20 protein-coding genes and 1 riboswitch are annotated in these 15,072 nt (G+C 30.4%); of the genes, 16 read left to right on the forward strand and 4 right to left on the reverse strand.

Annotation, left to right across the window (positions count from 1 at the left end; all coding sequences use genetic code 11):
- Positions 1-53: 53 nt before the first annotated feature.
- The 10 genes from comGA (at position 54) to gcvPB (ending at position 8,249) form a co-directional block, all read left to right on the forward strand.
- Positions 54-956 carry a competence type IV pilus ATPase ComGA gene (gene comGA, locus LQ609_RS04870; protein WP_107509993.1) on the forward strand — a complete coding sequence of 301 codons (903 nt, stop codon included), beginning with the start codon at positions 54-56 and terminating at the stop codon, positions 954-956.
- Positions 949-1,986 (forward strand): competence type IV pilus assembly protein ComGB, encoded by a 1,038-nt coding sequence (comGB, locus tag LQ609_RS04875; RefSeq protein WP_078356557.1) that lies wholly within the window; start codon positions 949-951, stop codon positions 1,984-1,986. The genes comGA and comGB overlap by 8 nt, the downstream gene beginning before the upstream one ends.
- Positions 1,987-1,999: 13 nt before the next feature.
- On the forward strand, positions 2,000-2,317 hold the full coding sequence (comGC, locus tag LQ609_RS04880) for a competence type IV pilus major pilin ComGC (protein ID WP_107509991.1): 318 nt from the start codon (positions 2,000-2,002) through the stop codon (positions 2,315-2,317).
- Entirely contained in the window at positions 2,317-2,742 is a 426-nt protein-coding gene (gene comGD, locus LQ609_RS04885) for a competence type IV pilus minor pilin ComGD (RefSeq protein WP_078356559.1), read from the forward strand. Before comGC ends, comGD begins: the two co-directional genes overlap by 1 nt.
- Positions 2,732-3,010 carry a competence type IV pilus minor pilin ComGE gene (comGE, locus tag LQ609_RS04890; RefSeq protein ID WP_237687667.1) on the forward strand — a complete coding sequence of 93 codons (279 nt, stop codon included), beginning with the start codon at positions 2,732-2,734 and terminating at the stop codon, positions 3,008-3,010. The genes comGD and comGE overlap by 11 nt, the downstream gene beginning before the upstream one ends.
- Positions 2,985-3,419: a competence type IV pilus minor pilin ComGF gene (gene comGF, locus LQ609_RS04895; RefSeq protein ID WP_078356561.1), complete on the forward strand. Its 435-nt coding sequence runs from the start codon at positions 2,985-2,987 to the stop codon at positions 3,417-3,419. Before comGE ends, comGF begins: the two co-directional genes overlap by 26 nt.
- A 237-nt stretch (positions 3,420-3,656) precedes the next feature.
- Positions 3,657-4,145: a shikimate kinase gene (locus tag LQ609_RS04900; protein WP_239734389.1), complete on the forward strand. Its 489-nt coding sequence runs from the start codon at positions 3,657-3,659 to the stop codon at positions 4,143-4,145.
- Positions 4,146-4,161: 16 nt separating this feature from the next.
- Positions 4,162-4,257, forward strand: a riboswitch (glycine riboswitch).
- Positions 4,258-4,337: 80 nt separating this feature from the next.
- A complete protein-coding gene (gcvT, locus tag LQ609_RS04905; RefSeq protein ID WP_078356564.1) occupies positions 4,338-5,426 on the forward strand; it encodes a glycine cleavage system aminomethyltransferase GcvT in 1,089 nt (362 codons plus the stop codon).
- 11 nt (positions 5,427-5,437) lie between these two features.
- A complete protein-coding gene (gcvPA, locus tag LQ609_RS04910; protein WP_078356565.1) occupies positions 5,438-6,781 on the forward strand; it encodes an aminomethyl-transferring glycine dehydrogenase subunit GcvPA in 1,344 nt (447 codons plus the stop codon).
- Entirely contained in the window at positions 6,774-8,249 is a 1,476-nt protein-coding gene (gene gcvPB, locus LQ609_RS04915; protein ID WP_078356566.1) for an aminomethyl-transferring glycine dehydrogenase subunit GcvPB, read from the forward strand. Before gcvPA ends, gcvPB begins: the two co-directional genes overlap by 8 nt.
- Positions 8,250-8,288: 39 nt before the next feature.
- On the opposite strand, the gene LQ609_RS04920 is transcribed toward gcvPB, so the two are convergent.
- Positions 8,289-8,669, reverse strand: coding sequence for a rhodanese-like domain-containing protein (locus LQ609_RS04920; protein WP_239734390.1), 381 nt, complete (start codon positions 8,667-8,669; stop codon positions 8,289-8,291).
- Positions 8,670-8,789: 120 nt separating this feature from the next.
- On the opposite strand from LQ609_RS04920, the gene LQ609_RS04925 reads away from it, so the two are divergent.
- Positions 8,790-9,620, forward strand: coding sequence for a lipoate--protein ligase family protein (locus tag LQ609_RS04925; RefSeq protein WP_078356568.1), 831 nt, complete (start codon positions 8,790-8,792; stop codon positions 9,618-9,620).
- Between the two features lie 121 nt (positions 9,621-9,741).
- Here the strand turns inward: LQ609_RS04925 and LQ609_RS04930 are convergent, their stop codons facing one another.
- From LQ609_RS04930 to LQ609_RS04940, 3 genes are all read right to left on the reverse strand, one after another.
- Entirely contained in the window at positions 9,742-9,933 is a 192-nt protein-coding gene (locus LQ609_RS04930; protein WP_182476993.1) for a hypothetical protein, read from the reverse strand.
- Positions 9,934-10,140: 207 nt separating this feature from the next.
- A complete protein-coding gene (locus LQ609_RS04935; protein ID WP_078356570.1) occupies positions 10,141-10,353 on the reverse strand; it encodes an SA1362 family protein in 213 nt (70 codons plus the stop codon).
- A 55-nt stretch (positions 10,354-10,408) separates the two neighbouring features.
- On the reverse strand, positions 10,409-10,999 hold the full coding sequence (locus LQ609_RS04940) for a hypothetical protein (protein WP_078356571.1): 591 nt from the start codon (positions 10,997-10,999) through the stop codon (positions 10,409-10,411).
- A 99-nt stretch (positions 11,000-11,098) separates the two neighbouring features.
- Here LQ609_RS04940 and LQ609_RS04945 point away from each other — a divergent pair, with 99 nt between their 5' ends.
- From LQ609_RS04945 to LQ609_RS04965, 5 genes are all read left to right on the forward strand, one after another.
- The gene (locus LQ609_RS04945; protein WP_119634231.1) at positions 11,099-12,154 is read left to right on the forward strand and encodes a M24 family metallopeptidase; all 1,056 of its coding nucleotides are present in this window, start codon (positions 11,099-11,101) and stop codon (positions 12,152-12,154) included.
- A 25-nt stretch (positions 12,155-12,179) separates the two neighbouring features.
- The gene (efp, locus tag LQ609_RS04950) at positions 12,180-12,737 is read left to right on the forward strand and encodes an elongation factor P (RefSeq protein ID WP_078356573.1); all 558 of its coding nucleotides are present in this window, start codon (positions 12,180-12,182) and stop codon (positions 12,735-12,737) included.
- A gap of 146 nt (positions 12,738-12,883) precedes the next feature.
- A complete protein-coding gene (gene accB, locus LQ609_RS04955) occupies positions 12,884-13,333 on the forward strand; it encodes an acetyl-CoA carboxylase biotin carboxyl carrier protein (RefSeq protein ID WP_078356574.1) in 450 nt (149 codons plus the stop codon).
- A 1-nt stretch (position 13,334) separates the two neighbouring features.
- On the forward strand, positions 13,335-14,693 hold the full coding sequence (gene accC / locus LQ609_RS04960) for an acetyl-CoA carboxylase biotin carboxylase subunit (protein WP_107510049.1): 1,359 nt from the start codon (positions 13,335-13,337) through the stop codon (positions 14,691-14,693).
- A gap of 12 nt (positions 14,694-14,705) precedes the next feature.
- Positions 14,706-15,065 (forward strand): Asp23/Gls24 family envelope stress response protein, encoded by a 360-nt coding sequence (locus LQ609_RS04965; RefSeq protein ID WP_078356576.1) that lies wholly within the window; start codon positions 14,706-14,708, stop codon positions 15,063-15,065.
- Positions 15,066-15,072 lie beyond the last annotated feature (7 nt).

Here is a 15,072-nt window from a genome sequence, read left to right on the forward strand (position 1 = left end):
TCATAGAAGTAATCAGCGGAATTGAAAGCGTTTATATATATGAGGAGGAGATTATGGAGAAATTATTCAAATCAATTATTAATGACGCAGTGAAATTAGAAGCTAGTGATATACATTTTATCCCAGTAATTGCTGATAAGGTTATTATCCAAATGAGAATCAATGGCGATAATAATCACTATGATTTATCGATGGATTCGAAGTTGTATAGTAGATTATTAATTTATATGAAATTCATCTCTCATTTAGATGTAAGTGAAAGGAATAAAGCACAAAGCGGACAATATTTATATGAGCATGAGATAAGTTATTATTTGAGAATATCCACGATACCAATTAGCTTAGGTATTGAATCGTGCGCTATTAGAATAACGCCACAATATTTTAGTGAGAGAGGATTTAGTAAGGATGATTTAGATTTTAAAAAAATTAGAAATGAAATATATAATGCTGAAGGATTATTTCTGTTTACTGGTCCCACTGGATCGGGAAAGTCCACATTGATGTATGAATTAATGCATGATTTAAAAAAAGTGAAAAACAAACATATTATCACTATTGAAGATCCAGTTGAACAAACTTTAGATGGTATTGTACAAGTTTCTGTTAATGAAAAAGCAAATATCTCTTATAATCAGTCATTCAAAGCCATTTTAAGGTGTGATCCTGATGTCATTATGATTGGTGAAATTAGAGATAAAGAAACTGCTAAACAAGTTATTCAAGCAAGTTTAAGCGGTCATTTAGTACTTTCAACAATGCATGCTAAAAATAATATTGGCGCAATACACAGGTTAATCGAATTAGGTATTACTACTGAACAAATTAAACAAGGTATATCATGTATCGCAAATCAGCGCTTAGTTAAACAAAATGACTCCAGTCGCAGTAGAGTTATGACTTATTTATTCAATGATGACATTGTTAAGTATATGGTGTGTGATTTTAATGAATAAAGGCAATGTCTTAAAAAAAGAAAAAGTATTATATCTAATAAGACTTTCAGACATGTTGAAACAAGGTTTTACCTTGTTAGAAGCAATTCAATTGTTGAATGATCAATTTCCTCAATTGTCTAAAAAAGAATTAAAGATAAAAGTAATTGGACTAGTCAAAGATACTGGACAATTACACGAAGTTCTAAAATTTTTAAATTATCCTCAAGTAATCTTAACTCAAATATATTTTGGTGAACAATATGGAAACTTGATTGAAACAGTTGATCATTCCATTTTATATTTAAGAAAAATTGAGCAAGTAAAAGAAAGATTTATAAAAACAATTCAATATCCTGCTTTATTATTCTGCATTTTTTTCATGTTATTAGCTGCAGTAAACCAGACAATCATTCCTCAATTTAGTGAAATATACGAATCTATGAATGTTGAAATTTCAACTTCATTAAAAGTAATAACGACAATTTTTTCTTATTTACCCACAACTATTTTTACATTGTTTTTAAGTTTAGTACTTATTCTCCTCATCATTTACTTAAATTATAGTAGTAAAGACGTGTCTAAAAGAATTTCATTCTCCAATAAAATACCTTTAATAAACAAATATATATCTATGTATCACTCATATAGAATATCTAGGGACTTTTCATTTTTTATACAAAACGGAATAACGCTTAATAAAATAATTGAAATATACATGATGCAAACAAAAGATAGCTTTTTAAAGTACATTGGCTTATCAATTAATAAATCTATGGAAAAAGGTGAATCGTTCCCGGATGCCATAAAAAAATTAGGATGTTTCGAGGAGCATTTAATTCATTATATTAAACACGGAGAAAACAAATCAAAGTTAGATATGGAATTGCATTATTTCAGTGTATTTATGTTAGACAAACTAGAAAAAACTTTTATAAAACATTTGAAATGGATTCAGCCAATTGTATTTGGCATTTTAGCATTACTAATTATAACGCTTTATTTAATTATAATTTTACCAATGTTACAGATGGTAGAAGGAATAAAATGAAAGGGTGTAGTAGATGAAAAGTTTTAAATTATTTTGTAAAAAAGAAGGCTTCACATTAGTGGAAATGTTGATAGTACTTTTAATCATAAGTATCTTGTTGATTATCATCATTCCTAACATTAGTAAGCAATCGGAAACAGTTAAAAGTACTGGTTGTCAAGCTCAAGTAAAGATGGTAGCTGGACAAGTTGAAGCTTATACGTTAAAGCATGATGCTAAACCGAATTCTGTAAATGATTTAGTAAGTGATGGTTATATCAATGATAAACAGCTTACTTGTAAATCAGGCGAAAGAATAACTTTGCAAAATGGCGAAGTAGTTGCTAATTAATGTGCAATAAAGGATTTACTTTAATTGAAATGATATTTGTAATTTCAATTTTAAGCATGATTATGATGTTAACAATGTTCTTATCAATTAATGCAATCGATAAAGTTGATTTAACAAATGGAATATATGATTTAGAAACAAAGTTAGAGTATTTAGAAACAAAATCTATTGCTACAAAAAAGCCGATTTTAGTTTGGTTTAAACCTAATTCAGAGAAAATTTATTATCAAATAGAAAGAAATCAAATTCAGACACTTACTTTATATAAAGGAAATATTTCAAAAGATAATAAGTTTACTACGTTAGTATATGATGGTGAAGGAAATATCAATCAGTTTGGTACTTTGAAAATCATTTTTAACAACAAAAAATATAAAATTATATTTCGGATTGAGAAAGGGAGATATAGAATTGTTGAAGAATAATAACGGGTATGTTTTTATAGATTTTATGCTTTCGATATTTATTATCATGTTATTGAGTGGAACTTTATTACCATTAGTGACTTCTTTAAATAAAAATATTGAAAAAGAACATAATAAAATAAAACTATATCAGTTGTTATATCAAACGATTCAATCTCCCAGCGATGATTTTAAATATGATGTAAATCGATATAAATATTTAAATTTAAAAAATCAAATTTGCTTGGAAGATGAAATGAAAAATGAAAAAGTTTGTGTTAAAAAATAATAAAGGGTTTACTATGATCGAGATGTTGCTGTCTTTATCATTTTTATTAATTATACTCGCGCTTATACCTATATTAATTAAAAGTATTTATACTTTAAAAGATAATGCTATCGACCATACTAATTACGAATTAATCATGTTTAGAAAAGATTTATCTGAAGAAATTGAAGATTGTAAGGTTATCATCGATTATTCAAACACGAGGATAAAATGTATTCGCAATAAAAACTCAACAGAATACACTTTATTAAATTCAAAAATTTTTAAAAGTATAAACGGTAAAGGTAATATTACATTACTAAATAATGTTGAAAGATTGAATATACAGCAATTACATCAAAATACCCTCAAATTAGATTTACTGATTAGGAAGGGTGACAAAAAAGTTCATGAAGAAATTTATATTTAAAAATGAAGGATTTATTCTGCCTTTTGTACTAGGGATATTATTTATTTATTCAGCTTTTCTATCATTTTATTTAGTTCAATATAGTTATAAATTAAATATTTATCATAATTTAGAGCAGTACTATCAACGAGAAATAAAAATAATTTTAAATAATAAATAATATTAGACTTTTTATTTTCTGAATAATGAGATAGAATAAAGTTTAAGTTGAAATGTAACAACTAAGGAGTAGATTTAATGTCGATAGTGTTAGTTGGTTTTATGGGTGTTGGCAAAACAACGATAGGTAAATTGTTAAGTGAACATTATGACAGGCCTTTAGTAGATATAGATACTTATATCGTTGAAATTACACAATTACCAATTCCACAAATATTTGAAAATTTTGGTGAAGCATATTTTAGAGATTTAGAATATAAAGCTTTGCACAAATGGATTGGTAAAGATGTTATTATTTCAACTGGTGGTGGTATTATAGAATCTGAACTTTCGAAAGATATTTTGAAAGATAATTTGAATACATTCTGGTTAAAATGTGATATTGAAATACTATTTAATAGAATTAATCATGATAATAATAGACCGAATGCAAGAGGTAAATCTTTAAATGAATTAAAAACCTTGTATTCAAAACGAGAATTAAGTTATAATGAAATCGCATACAAACATATTGATGCAAGCAGACCTGAAGAAGTAGTTGCAAGTGAGATTATTGAATCTTTATAAGCATATATAATTGCGAATGATCAAAGTTAGAGAGAGTGAATGTTATATTCATCGCCGAAGGAGCAAACCATTTTTGAGTGAATCTCTCAGGCAAAAGGATAACTTTGTGACGCATTCCTGAAGAGTACTTCAACAGGGTAGCGAAAGCTACCCTGTTTTTTTATTATACATATTTAGAAGGGGAGAGGTATGATGACTACAGAATTAAAGAAAACACCTTTATATCAAACATATATCGATCAAGGTGCTAAAGTTATTGATTTTTCTGGTTGGGCATTACCAGTTCAATTTTCAAGTATTAAAGAGGAACATAATGCTGTAAGAACAAAAGTTGGCATCTTTGATGTTAGCCATATGGGTGAAATTATTGTTACTGGTGAAGAAGCAGATCAATTTGTTCAATATGCTTTAACAAACGATTCTTCAATTTTAAATGAAACGAAAGCACAATATACAACACTTTGTAACGAAAAAGGTGGGGTTGTTGATGATTTAGTTATATATAAATTGGATGAATCAGTTTATTTCTTAGTTGTTAATGCTGGTAATACTGATATAGATTTTGAATGGTTACAAAAAATTGAAGGATTTAATGTAAACATTGAAAATAAATCTTCAGAATATGGTCAATTAGCTATTCAAGGACCAGAAGCTCGCGATTTAGTTCAAAAATTAGTAGATGTAAATGTAAGTGAAATGAAAATGTTTGAGTTTCAACAAAAAGTTAGTTTATTTGGTAAAGAAGTTATTTTGTCACAATCAGGTTATACAGGTGAAGATGGTTTTGAAGTATATTGTCAATCTGAAGACACTAAAGAAATTTGGGATGGTTTCATAAGTGAAGGCGTCGTGCCTTGTGGTTTAGGCGCTCGCGATACACTAAGATTAGAAGCTGCTCTACCGCTACATGGTCAAGACTTATCTGAACAAATCACACCTTATGAAGCAGGTATTGGATTTGCAGTCAAACCGTTAATTGAGGCAGATTTTATTGGTAAGTCTGTACTTAAAGACCAGAAAGAAAATGGTGCAGAAAGAAAATCAATTGGTATTGAAGTGATTGATAAAGGCATACCTAGAACGGATTATAAAATTTTAGATGTTGATAGTAATGAAATTGGATATGTCACATCAGGCACTCAATCGCCATCAACTGGAAAAGCAATAGCGATGGGATTAATCAAGAAAGAAGCGTTTGAACTAGATAAAGACATTTTAATTCAAGTAAGAAAAAGACAAGTAAAAGCTAAAATTGTAAAAAAATCATCATTTAAATCATAGGAGTGAATAAAATGGGTCACCGCTATATACCTTTAACTGAAAAAGATAAATCAGAAATGTTAGATTTCATAGGTATTAAATCTGTAGATGAATTGTTTACTGATATACCTGAATCTGTAAGATTTAATAAAACACTGAATATTAAAGAGAAAAAACCAGAAACTACATTATTAAGAGAATTATCACAAATTGCTAATAAGAATATTACGAGTGAAACACATGCGTCATTTTTAGGAGCAGGTGTTTATGATCACTATATACCGACTGTAGTAGATCATGTCATCTCTCGTTCTGAATTTTATACTGCATATACACCATATCAACCTGAAATTTCTCAAGGTGAATTACAAGCTATATTTGAATTCCAAACATTAATATGTGAATTAACAGGAATGGATGTAGCAAATTCGTCAATGTATGATGGAGGTACTGCTTTTGCAGAAGCTGCAGTACTTGCTGCAGGACACACAAAAAAGAAAAAAGTAATTGTATCTAAGTCAGTACATTACCAGTCTATAGAAGTGCTTAAAACATATACTAAAGCCCAAGATATTGAAGTTGTCGAAGTTGACTTAGACGGCACAGTAACTGATTTGGATAAATTAAAAGAAGTTATCGATGATGATACTGCAGCTGTTTGTGTTCAATATCCGAACTTCTTTGGTTCATTAGAAGATTTAGAAGCAATTAAACAATTGATTGAAGATAAAAAGGCATTGTTTATCGTTTCTAGTAATCCATTAGCACTAGGTTTAATTACACCTCCTGGAGAATTTGGAGCAGATATCGTCGTTGGGGATGCTCAAGTATTCGGTATTCCAGCCCAATACGGTGGCCCACATTGTGGTTATTTTGCATCTACTAAGAAATTAATGCGAAAACTACCAGGTCGTTTAGTTGGTCAAACACAAGATGAAGATGGTAATAGAGGCTTTGTGCTAACACTACAAGCTCGTGAACAACATATAAGAAGAGATAAAGCTACTTCAAATATTTGTTCTAACCAAGCATTGAATGCTTTGGCTGCATCAGTATGCATGAGTGCATTAGGTAAAAATGGTGTATATGAAATGGCAAAACTAAATATGGAAAATACGACGTATATGAAACGTAAAATGCAAGAAGCAGGCTTTGAAGTACTAGAAAGTATTTCATTTAATGAATTTGTTGTTAAATTTAATAAATCTATTAGTGACATCAATAAAGATTTATTAGAAGAAGGTATAATAGGTGGTTTTGATTTAGGATTTATGAATGACGACTTTAAAAATCACATGCTAATTGCCGTAACTGAACTAAGAACTAAAGATGATATTGATACATTTATCCAAAAAGTAGGTGAATATAGTGCGTAAACCATCAAGTGAATTAATTTTTGAAAGATCTAGAAAAGATAGATTTGCATATTCATTACCAGAAAAAGAAGTTGAAACACAAAATGTTCAAGAAATACTAGGAGATAAATTTACTAGAAAACAAAAAGCCGAGTTGCCAGAGGTTAGTGAATTAGATTTAATGCGACACTATACAGAATTGTCGAATAAAAATCATGGTGTAGATACAGGTTTCTATCCTTTAGGTTCATGTACTATGAAATACAACCCTAAAATAAATGAAAAAGTAGCAAGAATGTCTGGATTTGCTAATGCACATCCATTACAAGATGTATCAACAGTACAAGGATCACTAGAAATAATATACGACTTACAAGAACATTTAAAAGAAATTACTGGAATGGATGAAGTAACATTACAACCTGCAGCCGGAGCTCATGGTGAATGGACTGCACTATTAATGATTAAAGCCTTCCACGAAGCAAATAATGATTTTAATAGAACTAAAGTAATCGTTCCAGATTCTGCACATGGTACGAATCCAGCATCAGCTAAAGTAGCAGGATTTGATACTGTTACAGTTAAATCAAATGAAAAAGGGTTAGTAGATATAGAAGATTTAAAACGAGTTGTAGGTGATGACACTGCTGCAATTATGTTAACAAATCCAAATACATTAGGTTTATTTGAAGAAGATATTGTAGAAATTAGAGAAATCGTCCATCAAGCTGGTGGTAAACTTTATTATGATGGTGCAAATCTAAATGCCATAATGAGTAAAGTAAGACCAGGAGACATGGGGTTTGATGCAGTACATTTAAACTTACACAAAACGTTTACTGGACCACATGGTGGCGGTGGACCTGGATCTGGACCTGTTGGCGTTAAATCAGATTTAATACCATATTTACCTAAACCAACAGTTGTGAAAGAAAATGATTCTTACAAATTCGAACATGATATGCCAAATTCTATTGGTCGAGTTAAGCCATTCTTCGGTAATTTTGGCATTTACTTAAGAGCCTACACTTACATTAGAACGATGGGGCCAGATGGATTAAAAGCTGTTTCTGAAACAGCAGTTCTAAATGCGAATTACATGTTGAGAAGATTACAAGATCATTTCGATACGCCATATACGCAACATTGTAAACATGAATTTGTAATAAGTGGTTCTAGACAGAAAAAACTTGGTGTAAGAACATTGGATATTGCAAAACGACTATTAGATTTCAATTTCCATCCACCTACAATCTACTTCCCAATAAATGTGGAAGAATGTATGATGATAGAACCAACAGAAACTGAATCAAAAGAAACTTTAGATGCTTTTTGTGATACTTTAATACAAATTGCAAAAGAAGCGGAAGAGAATCCAGAAACAGTCTTAGATGCACCACATACTACTGTTATAGGACGTTTAGATGAAACACAAGCAGCTAGAAAACCTGTTTTAAAATTTGAGTTGCTAAAAGAAGAAAAAAATTAATAAAAAAGGATGAATTCAATTAGAATTCATCCTTTTTTATTATTTAGACTTAACTTTCCCAGTCCATTTTTTATATCCGCCTTTAAGCATGTACAAGTTTGTATAACCTTTTTTCTTCATCATTCTTGCAGCTCTGGAACTTGCTACACCATTTGCATCACAAAAATAAATAGGTTGGTCTTTACGTAACCCTTGGTATCTTGTACGAAAGACACTCATTGGTATGTTTCTTGCCCCGATGATATGACCATATTCAAAATCAGCCTTTTCACGTAAGTCGATAACTTGTGCCTTCCTTAAACCCTTGTGAAACTCATTTTGATCTAATTCTTTAACTGCGCGCTTATTCAATGAATAGTTAATTGCCATATAAATGATAATCAAGACTAGGACTATGAGCGCGATGTACCAATAATTCATGGTCTAATTCCTCCCAATTCAAGTCGATACTACTATTATAAGATTTCTTGTGAGATTTATCAAAATTTTTTTGCTAAAATAGACAAGTATATAGAATTAATTGAATAGGAGTTTTTAATTGTGAAAGAAACTTGGCACTTTATAAACACAAAATCAAATGATCCATACTATAATATGGCAGTAGATGAAGCACTCATGAACTTCGTAAGCAGAGGAGAAATAGACCCTGTAATCAGGTTTTATACATGGAACCCTGCAACATTATCTATAGGGTATTTTCAAAAACTAACTAAAGAAATAGATATTGAGAAAGTTAAAGAAAAAGGTTATGGACTTGTTAGACGTGCAACAGGTGGTAGAGGCGTCTTACACGACAAAGAACTGACATATAGTGTTATCGTTCCAGAATCGCATCCAAATATGCCTAAAACAGTTACAGAAGCATATAGAGTAATATCAGAAGGATTATTAGAAGGATTTAAATCATTAGGCTTTGATGCTTATTTTTCTATTCCTAAGACAAAAGAAGCAAGAGATAAATTAAAGACACCTCGGAGTTCAGTTTGTTTTGATGCACCAAGTTGGTATGAACTTGTAGTAGAGGGTAGAAAAATAGCAGGGAGTGCTCAAACGAGACAAAAGGGTGTTATTTTACAACATGGATCTATTTTACAAGATATAGATGTAGACGAATTATTTGATATGTTCATATATAGAAATGATAGATTGAAAGATAAAATGAAAGCAGCATTCGTGGATAAAGCAGTGGCCATAAATGATTTAGCTGACAGACATATTACTATTGAAGAAATGGAACAAGCATTTCATGATGGATTTAAAAAAGGGTTAGATATAGAATATAAGCCTTTGAACTTTACGGATGAACAACTAACAGAGATTAAACAATTAGAAGAAAAATATAAATCAGAAGAATGGACGTATAGAAAATAAAGGACATATTAATATTCATATTCTTACATTGCGCATTAGTCGAATAGTAAAAAAAAGAGACCACAGAGGTCTCTTTCAGTTTGTTTTTTGTTTTAATAAGTATGTTTTATTAAATTTAAGCTTAAACTGCGTTTAAACTAGGCTGTTCTTTTGCATCGCCAAATCGTCTTTCTACTGTTTGACTTCTTAATTTATATGCTTTTTTAATTGTATCTATAAATCTTAAATCTTCGATTATGTCTAAATCATCTTGCCAAACATGTCTACGGATTTCTCTAATATAGGTTTTGTTTTCCGTACATTTATTTAACATAGAATCAACTCCTAAATTAAATTTCATCTATATTATAAAATAATTTGTTAATATTTGGCATTTTTTTGCGCTGACTCCTGCGGGAAAAGCATGATTCGAAGACTACAGGCTGAGAACATGCCCGCGGAAAGCATGCGCATAAAAAAATGCCGGCAAAGTCTAAGACTTTGTCGACACTCTGAAAAGAGACCACAGAGGTCTCTTTTTTTATCTATTTCTACGCTTTTGTTTACGCATAGCTTTCTTATATTTTCTTTGATCTGGTGTTAAGAAGAAGAAATAGTAAATCAAATAAATGATTAACCCAAATATTATGAGTGAAATAATCATTCTAATAAATCCCATTATAAAGAAATCAAGGTTCATAATTAACCCGAATAGTGCCACTGCAATAATTAAATAAAATAAAACATTTTTCATAGAATCTCACCTTAATTTGTTAGTCTATTAAATATAGCACAAATCAACTTTGTACTCACTTAATTTGTCCTATTTCTTTGTCTAAATTATTTAACTGATTGATTGATTTTTCTACTGCTTTTTTATCTTTCTTATTATAAGCTTCATTTAAATCTTTAAATACTTTTTCGATTCCATTGGATAATTTTAGCATACTTTTATGCAAATCTTTATAATCTTCCGGGATAGATTTCCCTTTCATTTCGTCTTTATATTTATTTGTAATAGTCTTTTGATCATTATATATGTTATCAAGTTCACTTTTTGTATCTTCATCATTAAACTTAGTTGTTACATCTTTTTTGATTTTGTTGTAACTCGAGATATTTGTCTTAGTTTCATTCACAAAACGAGTTGATGATTTTAAATATTGAGTTGTAAATTGTTTGGTAGATTGTTTTTTAGTTTGTTTTATTGAGCTTTCTATACTCGATTCTTTTTGTTTATATGTTTTGTTTTTATCTTCTAAATCTAGAACTTCTTGTTTATGTTTTCTATTATCGCTTTTTAATGTTGATTTCTTTTCTTCTAGTTGTTGAACTTTATCATTACCACACGCTGATAATACAACTGAACTTGCCATGATTGCTATTATTGTTTTTCTCATGTTTATTAACTCCCAATGTTTTACTGTGAAAAATTTATTGTATGTATGCTATTATTTTAATGTATATAGATTTATTGTACAAATAGAAAGGGGATAAATATGAAAATTAATAAATTGAGACAAGTTATGAATCAAAAAGGATTAGATGCAGTAGTCATACTTTCACCATATAACTGTAGATATCTTTCTGGATTTACTGGTACTAGTGGTAGTCTGTTAATTACACAAGATGATTCCCAATTAATTACAGATTTTAGATATATTCAACAAGCAAATGATCAAGCTAAAGATTTTGAAGTTATAAATCAAGAAGGTCCAATGTTAGCAAAAATAAATGAATTAATTGAACAAGGTAAGTATAAAAAAGTTGGTGTTGAAGCTGATTTAATAACTTATAATAATTATCAATCATTGAATACAGAAAATGTTGAGCTTTCTTCTATTGAAGGTGTAATTGAAACGATTAGAATGATTAAAGATGAATTTGAAATTAAACAAATTCAAAAAGCTGCTGATATAGTAGATGAAACATATGAACATATCCTTAAATGGATTAAACCAGGGATGACTGAAAATGAAGTAAACAATGAAATGGAAATGTTTATGAGAAGTAAAGGGGCTACTTGTTCATCATTTGATACAATAGTTGCTTCAGGTCATCGTGGTGCACTACCTCATGGTGTAGCAAGTAATAAAGTAATTGAACATGGTGACATGATTACATTAGATTATGGTGCACTATATGAAGGATATGTAAGTGATGTGACGAGAACATTTGCGATAGGTGAACCGAAAAAAGAAATGAAAAAAATATATAATATTGTATTAGAAGCTCAATTAGCTGCTTTAGAGCAAATTAAACCAGGTATGACAGGTAAAGAGGCAGATTCAATTGCGAGAGATATTATTAAAGGATATGGTTATGGAGATGCGTTTGGTCACTCTCTAGGGCATGGAATTGGCTTAGAGGTGCATGAAGGACCTGGACTATCCCAAAAATCAGATATTGTACTTGAAGAAAATATGTGTATAACATTAGAACCAGGTATATATATAGATGGATTAGGTGGAGTTAGAATAGAAGATGATGTATTAGTTACAAAAAATGGCTTACAACGCTTTACTAAAACTTCAAAAGACCTTATTATTTTATAAGAAGGTATAAATAGGAGGAAAATGAATGATTTCAGTTAATGATTTTAAAACAGGTTTAACAATTAAAGTTGAAAATGGGATTTGGAAAGTATTAGATTTCCAACACGTAAAACCAGGCAAAGGTGCAGCTTTTGTTCGTTCTAAATTAAGAAATTTAAGAACTGGTGCGATACAAGAAAAAACTTTCAGAGCTGGCGAAAAAGTAGAAAAAGCTCAAATTGAAAACAGTCGCATGCAATATTTATATGCAAATGGTGATAGCCATGTATTTATGGATAACGAAACTTATGATCAATTAGAATTACCAGAGGAAAGATTAGAATACGAACTTAAATTCATTAAAGAAAATATGGAAGTTCATATTCAATCTTATGAAGGCGAAACAATTGGTATTGAATTACCAAATACAGTAACATTACAAGTAACTGAAACTGAACCAGGTATCAAAGGTGATACTGCTACAGGTGCAACTAAACAAGCGACAGTAGAAACTGGTTACAGCTTAAATGTTCCTTTATTTGTTAATGAAGGAGATTTACTTGTTATAAACACTACTGATGGTAGTTACGTATCAAGAGGTTAATCAGAAAGAATAAATGATAAAATGATCAATAGATATAAATTCTATTGGTCATTTTTGATTAAATATTAAAATCTCTTGAATTGGTATGACCACTAAAGTAAAATGTATGAAGTGTAAAGAATTAGAATTTAAAAGGAGATTTTCAAATGAACTTAAAACAAATTAAAGAATTAGTTGATGTACTAGACAATTCTTCTTTAACTGAAATTGACATTAATGATAAAGATTTTAAATTAACTTTAAAAAAAGAAATTAAGCAAGAAATTATTTATAGCCAAGGTACTTCGAACGTAGTTGCTGAACAACCACAACAAATTTCTCAACCTTCTCCTCAACAAAATGTTGAAGCAGAGGCACCAAGTGGTTTAACTATTAATGCACCAATGGTAGGAACATTTTATAAATCCCCATCTCCAGACGAAGGTCCGTATGTACAAGTAGGCTCACATGTTGATGCTGATTCAACTGTTTGTATTTTAGAAGCTATGAAACTATTTAATGAAATACAAGCAGAGGTTTCTGGAGAAATCACTGAAATATTAGTTGAAGACGGACAAATGGTAGAGTATGGCCAACCGTTATTCAAGGTGAAATAATATGAAAAAAGTATTAATTGCTAATAGAGGGGAAATAGCTGTAAGAATCATTAGAGCTTGTAGAGAGCTAGACATACAAACAGTTGCAATTTATTCAGAAGCTGATAAAGATGCATTACATACTCAAATTGCAGATGAAGCTTATTGTGTAGGACCAACACAATCTAAAGATTCATACTTACATGTACCTAATATTATTTCAATAGCAAAATCAACAGGATGTGATGGCATCCATCCAGGATATGGTTTCTTAGCTGAAAATAGTGACTTCGCTGAAATGTGTGAAGCGTGCCAAATTAAATTTATTGGACCTAGTTACCAATCTATACAAAAAATGGGTATAAAAGATGTAGCTAAAGAAGAAATGATTAAAGCTGATGTACCTGTTGTACCTGGTAGTGAAGGTCTAGTAGATACAGTTAAAATTGCAAAAAGATGTGCTAAACAAATTGGATACCCTGTAATAATTAAAGCAACTGCCGGTGGTGGTGGTAAAGGTATACGAATAGCGCGAAATGAAGAAGAACTTGTAACTGGATTTAGAATGACTCAACAAGAAGCTGAAACAGCATTTGGTAATAAAGGGCTTTACTTAGAAAAATTCATCGAAAACTTTAGACATATAGAAATACAAGTAATGGGCGATTCGGAAGGTAATGTTATCCATCTAGGAGAACGTGATTGTACGATTCAAAGACGTATGCAAAAGTTAGTAGAAGAATCTCCTTCTCCAGTTCTTTCAGAAGTTATGAGAAAAGAAATGGGTGAAGCGGCAATTAGAGCAGCAAAAGCTGTTAATTATGAAAACGCAGGAACGATTGAGTTTATTTACGATTTAGATGCTGAAGCATTCTATTTTATGGAAATGAATACACGTATTCAAGTTGAACACCCAGTAACAGAGATGGTTACGGGTATGGATTTAGTTAAGTTACAACTTAAAGTTGCCAGTGGTGAAACTTTACCATTAACACAAGATGAAGTTACTTTAAATGGGCATGCAATCGAGTTTAGAATTAACGCTGAAAGTCCATTTAAGAAATTTATGCCTTCTCCAGGTAAAATTAATCAATATTTAACACCAGGAGGATTTGGTGTTCGAATAGATTCAGCTTGTTACACAGGTTATACAATCCCGCCATATTACGATTCAATGGTAGCTAAACTAATCGTGCATGGTAAAGACCGAACTGAAGCTATACAAATAGGTAAAAGAGCGTTAACAGAATTTTTAGTTGCAGGCATTGATACGACTATCCCATTCCATTTAAGATTGTTAGAAAACGATGTGTTTGAATCAGGTGATTTTAATACCAATTTCCTAGAGATTCATGATATTATAAATAATGAAGATAAATAGGGAGGGATTCAAGTGGCTAAAACAATTGAGAATGAAAAGCCTTCTTTAGGTAAAATCGAGATTGCACCAGAAGTAATTGAGGTAATAGCGAGTATTGCTACTACTGATATTAAAGGTGTATCTCATATGCAATCCGTTTTTAATAAGAATTCCCTAGAAAAATTCGGGAAAAAGAATTTTGGTAAAGGTATAAAAGTCGATATAAAAGATGAAGGCATCTATATTAATGTTTATTGTACATTTGATTATGGTACAAAAATTTCTGAAACTGCACGAAAAGTTCAATCAGAAATTAAACAAGCATTAAATACGATGACTGCATTAACTCCTAAAGAAGTTAATGTTCATATCGTTAATATACATTTCCAATAATAAAAAA

This window comes from Mammaliicoccus sp. G-M28 (assembly GCF_022386595.1).
Lineage (GTDB): Bacteria > Bacillota > Bacilli > Staphylococcales > Staphylococcaceae > Mammaliicoccus > Mammaliicoccus fleurettii.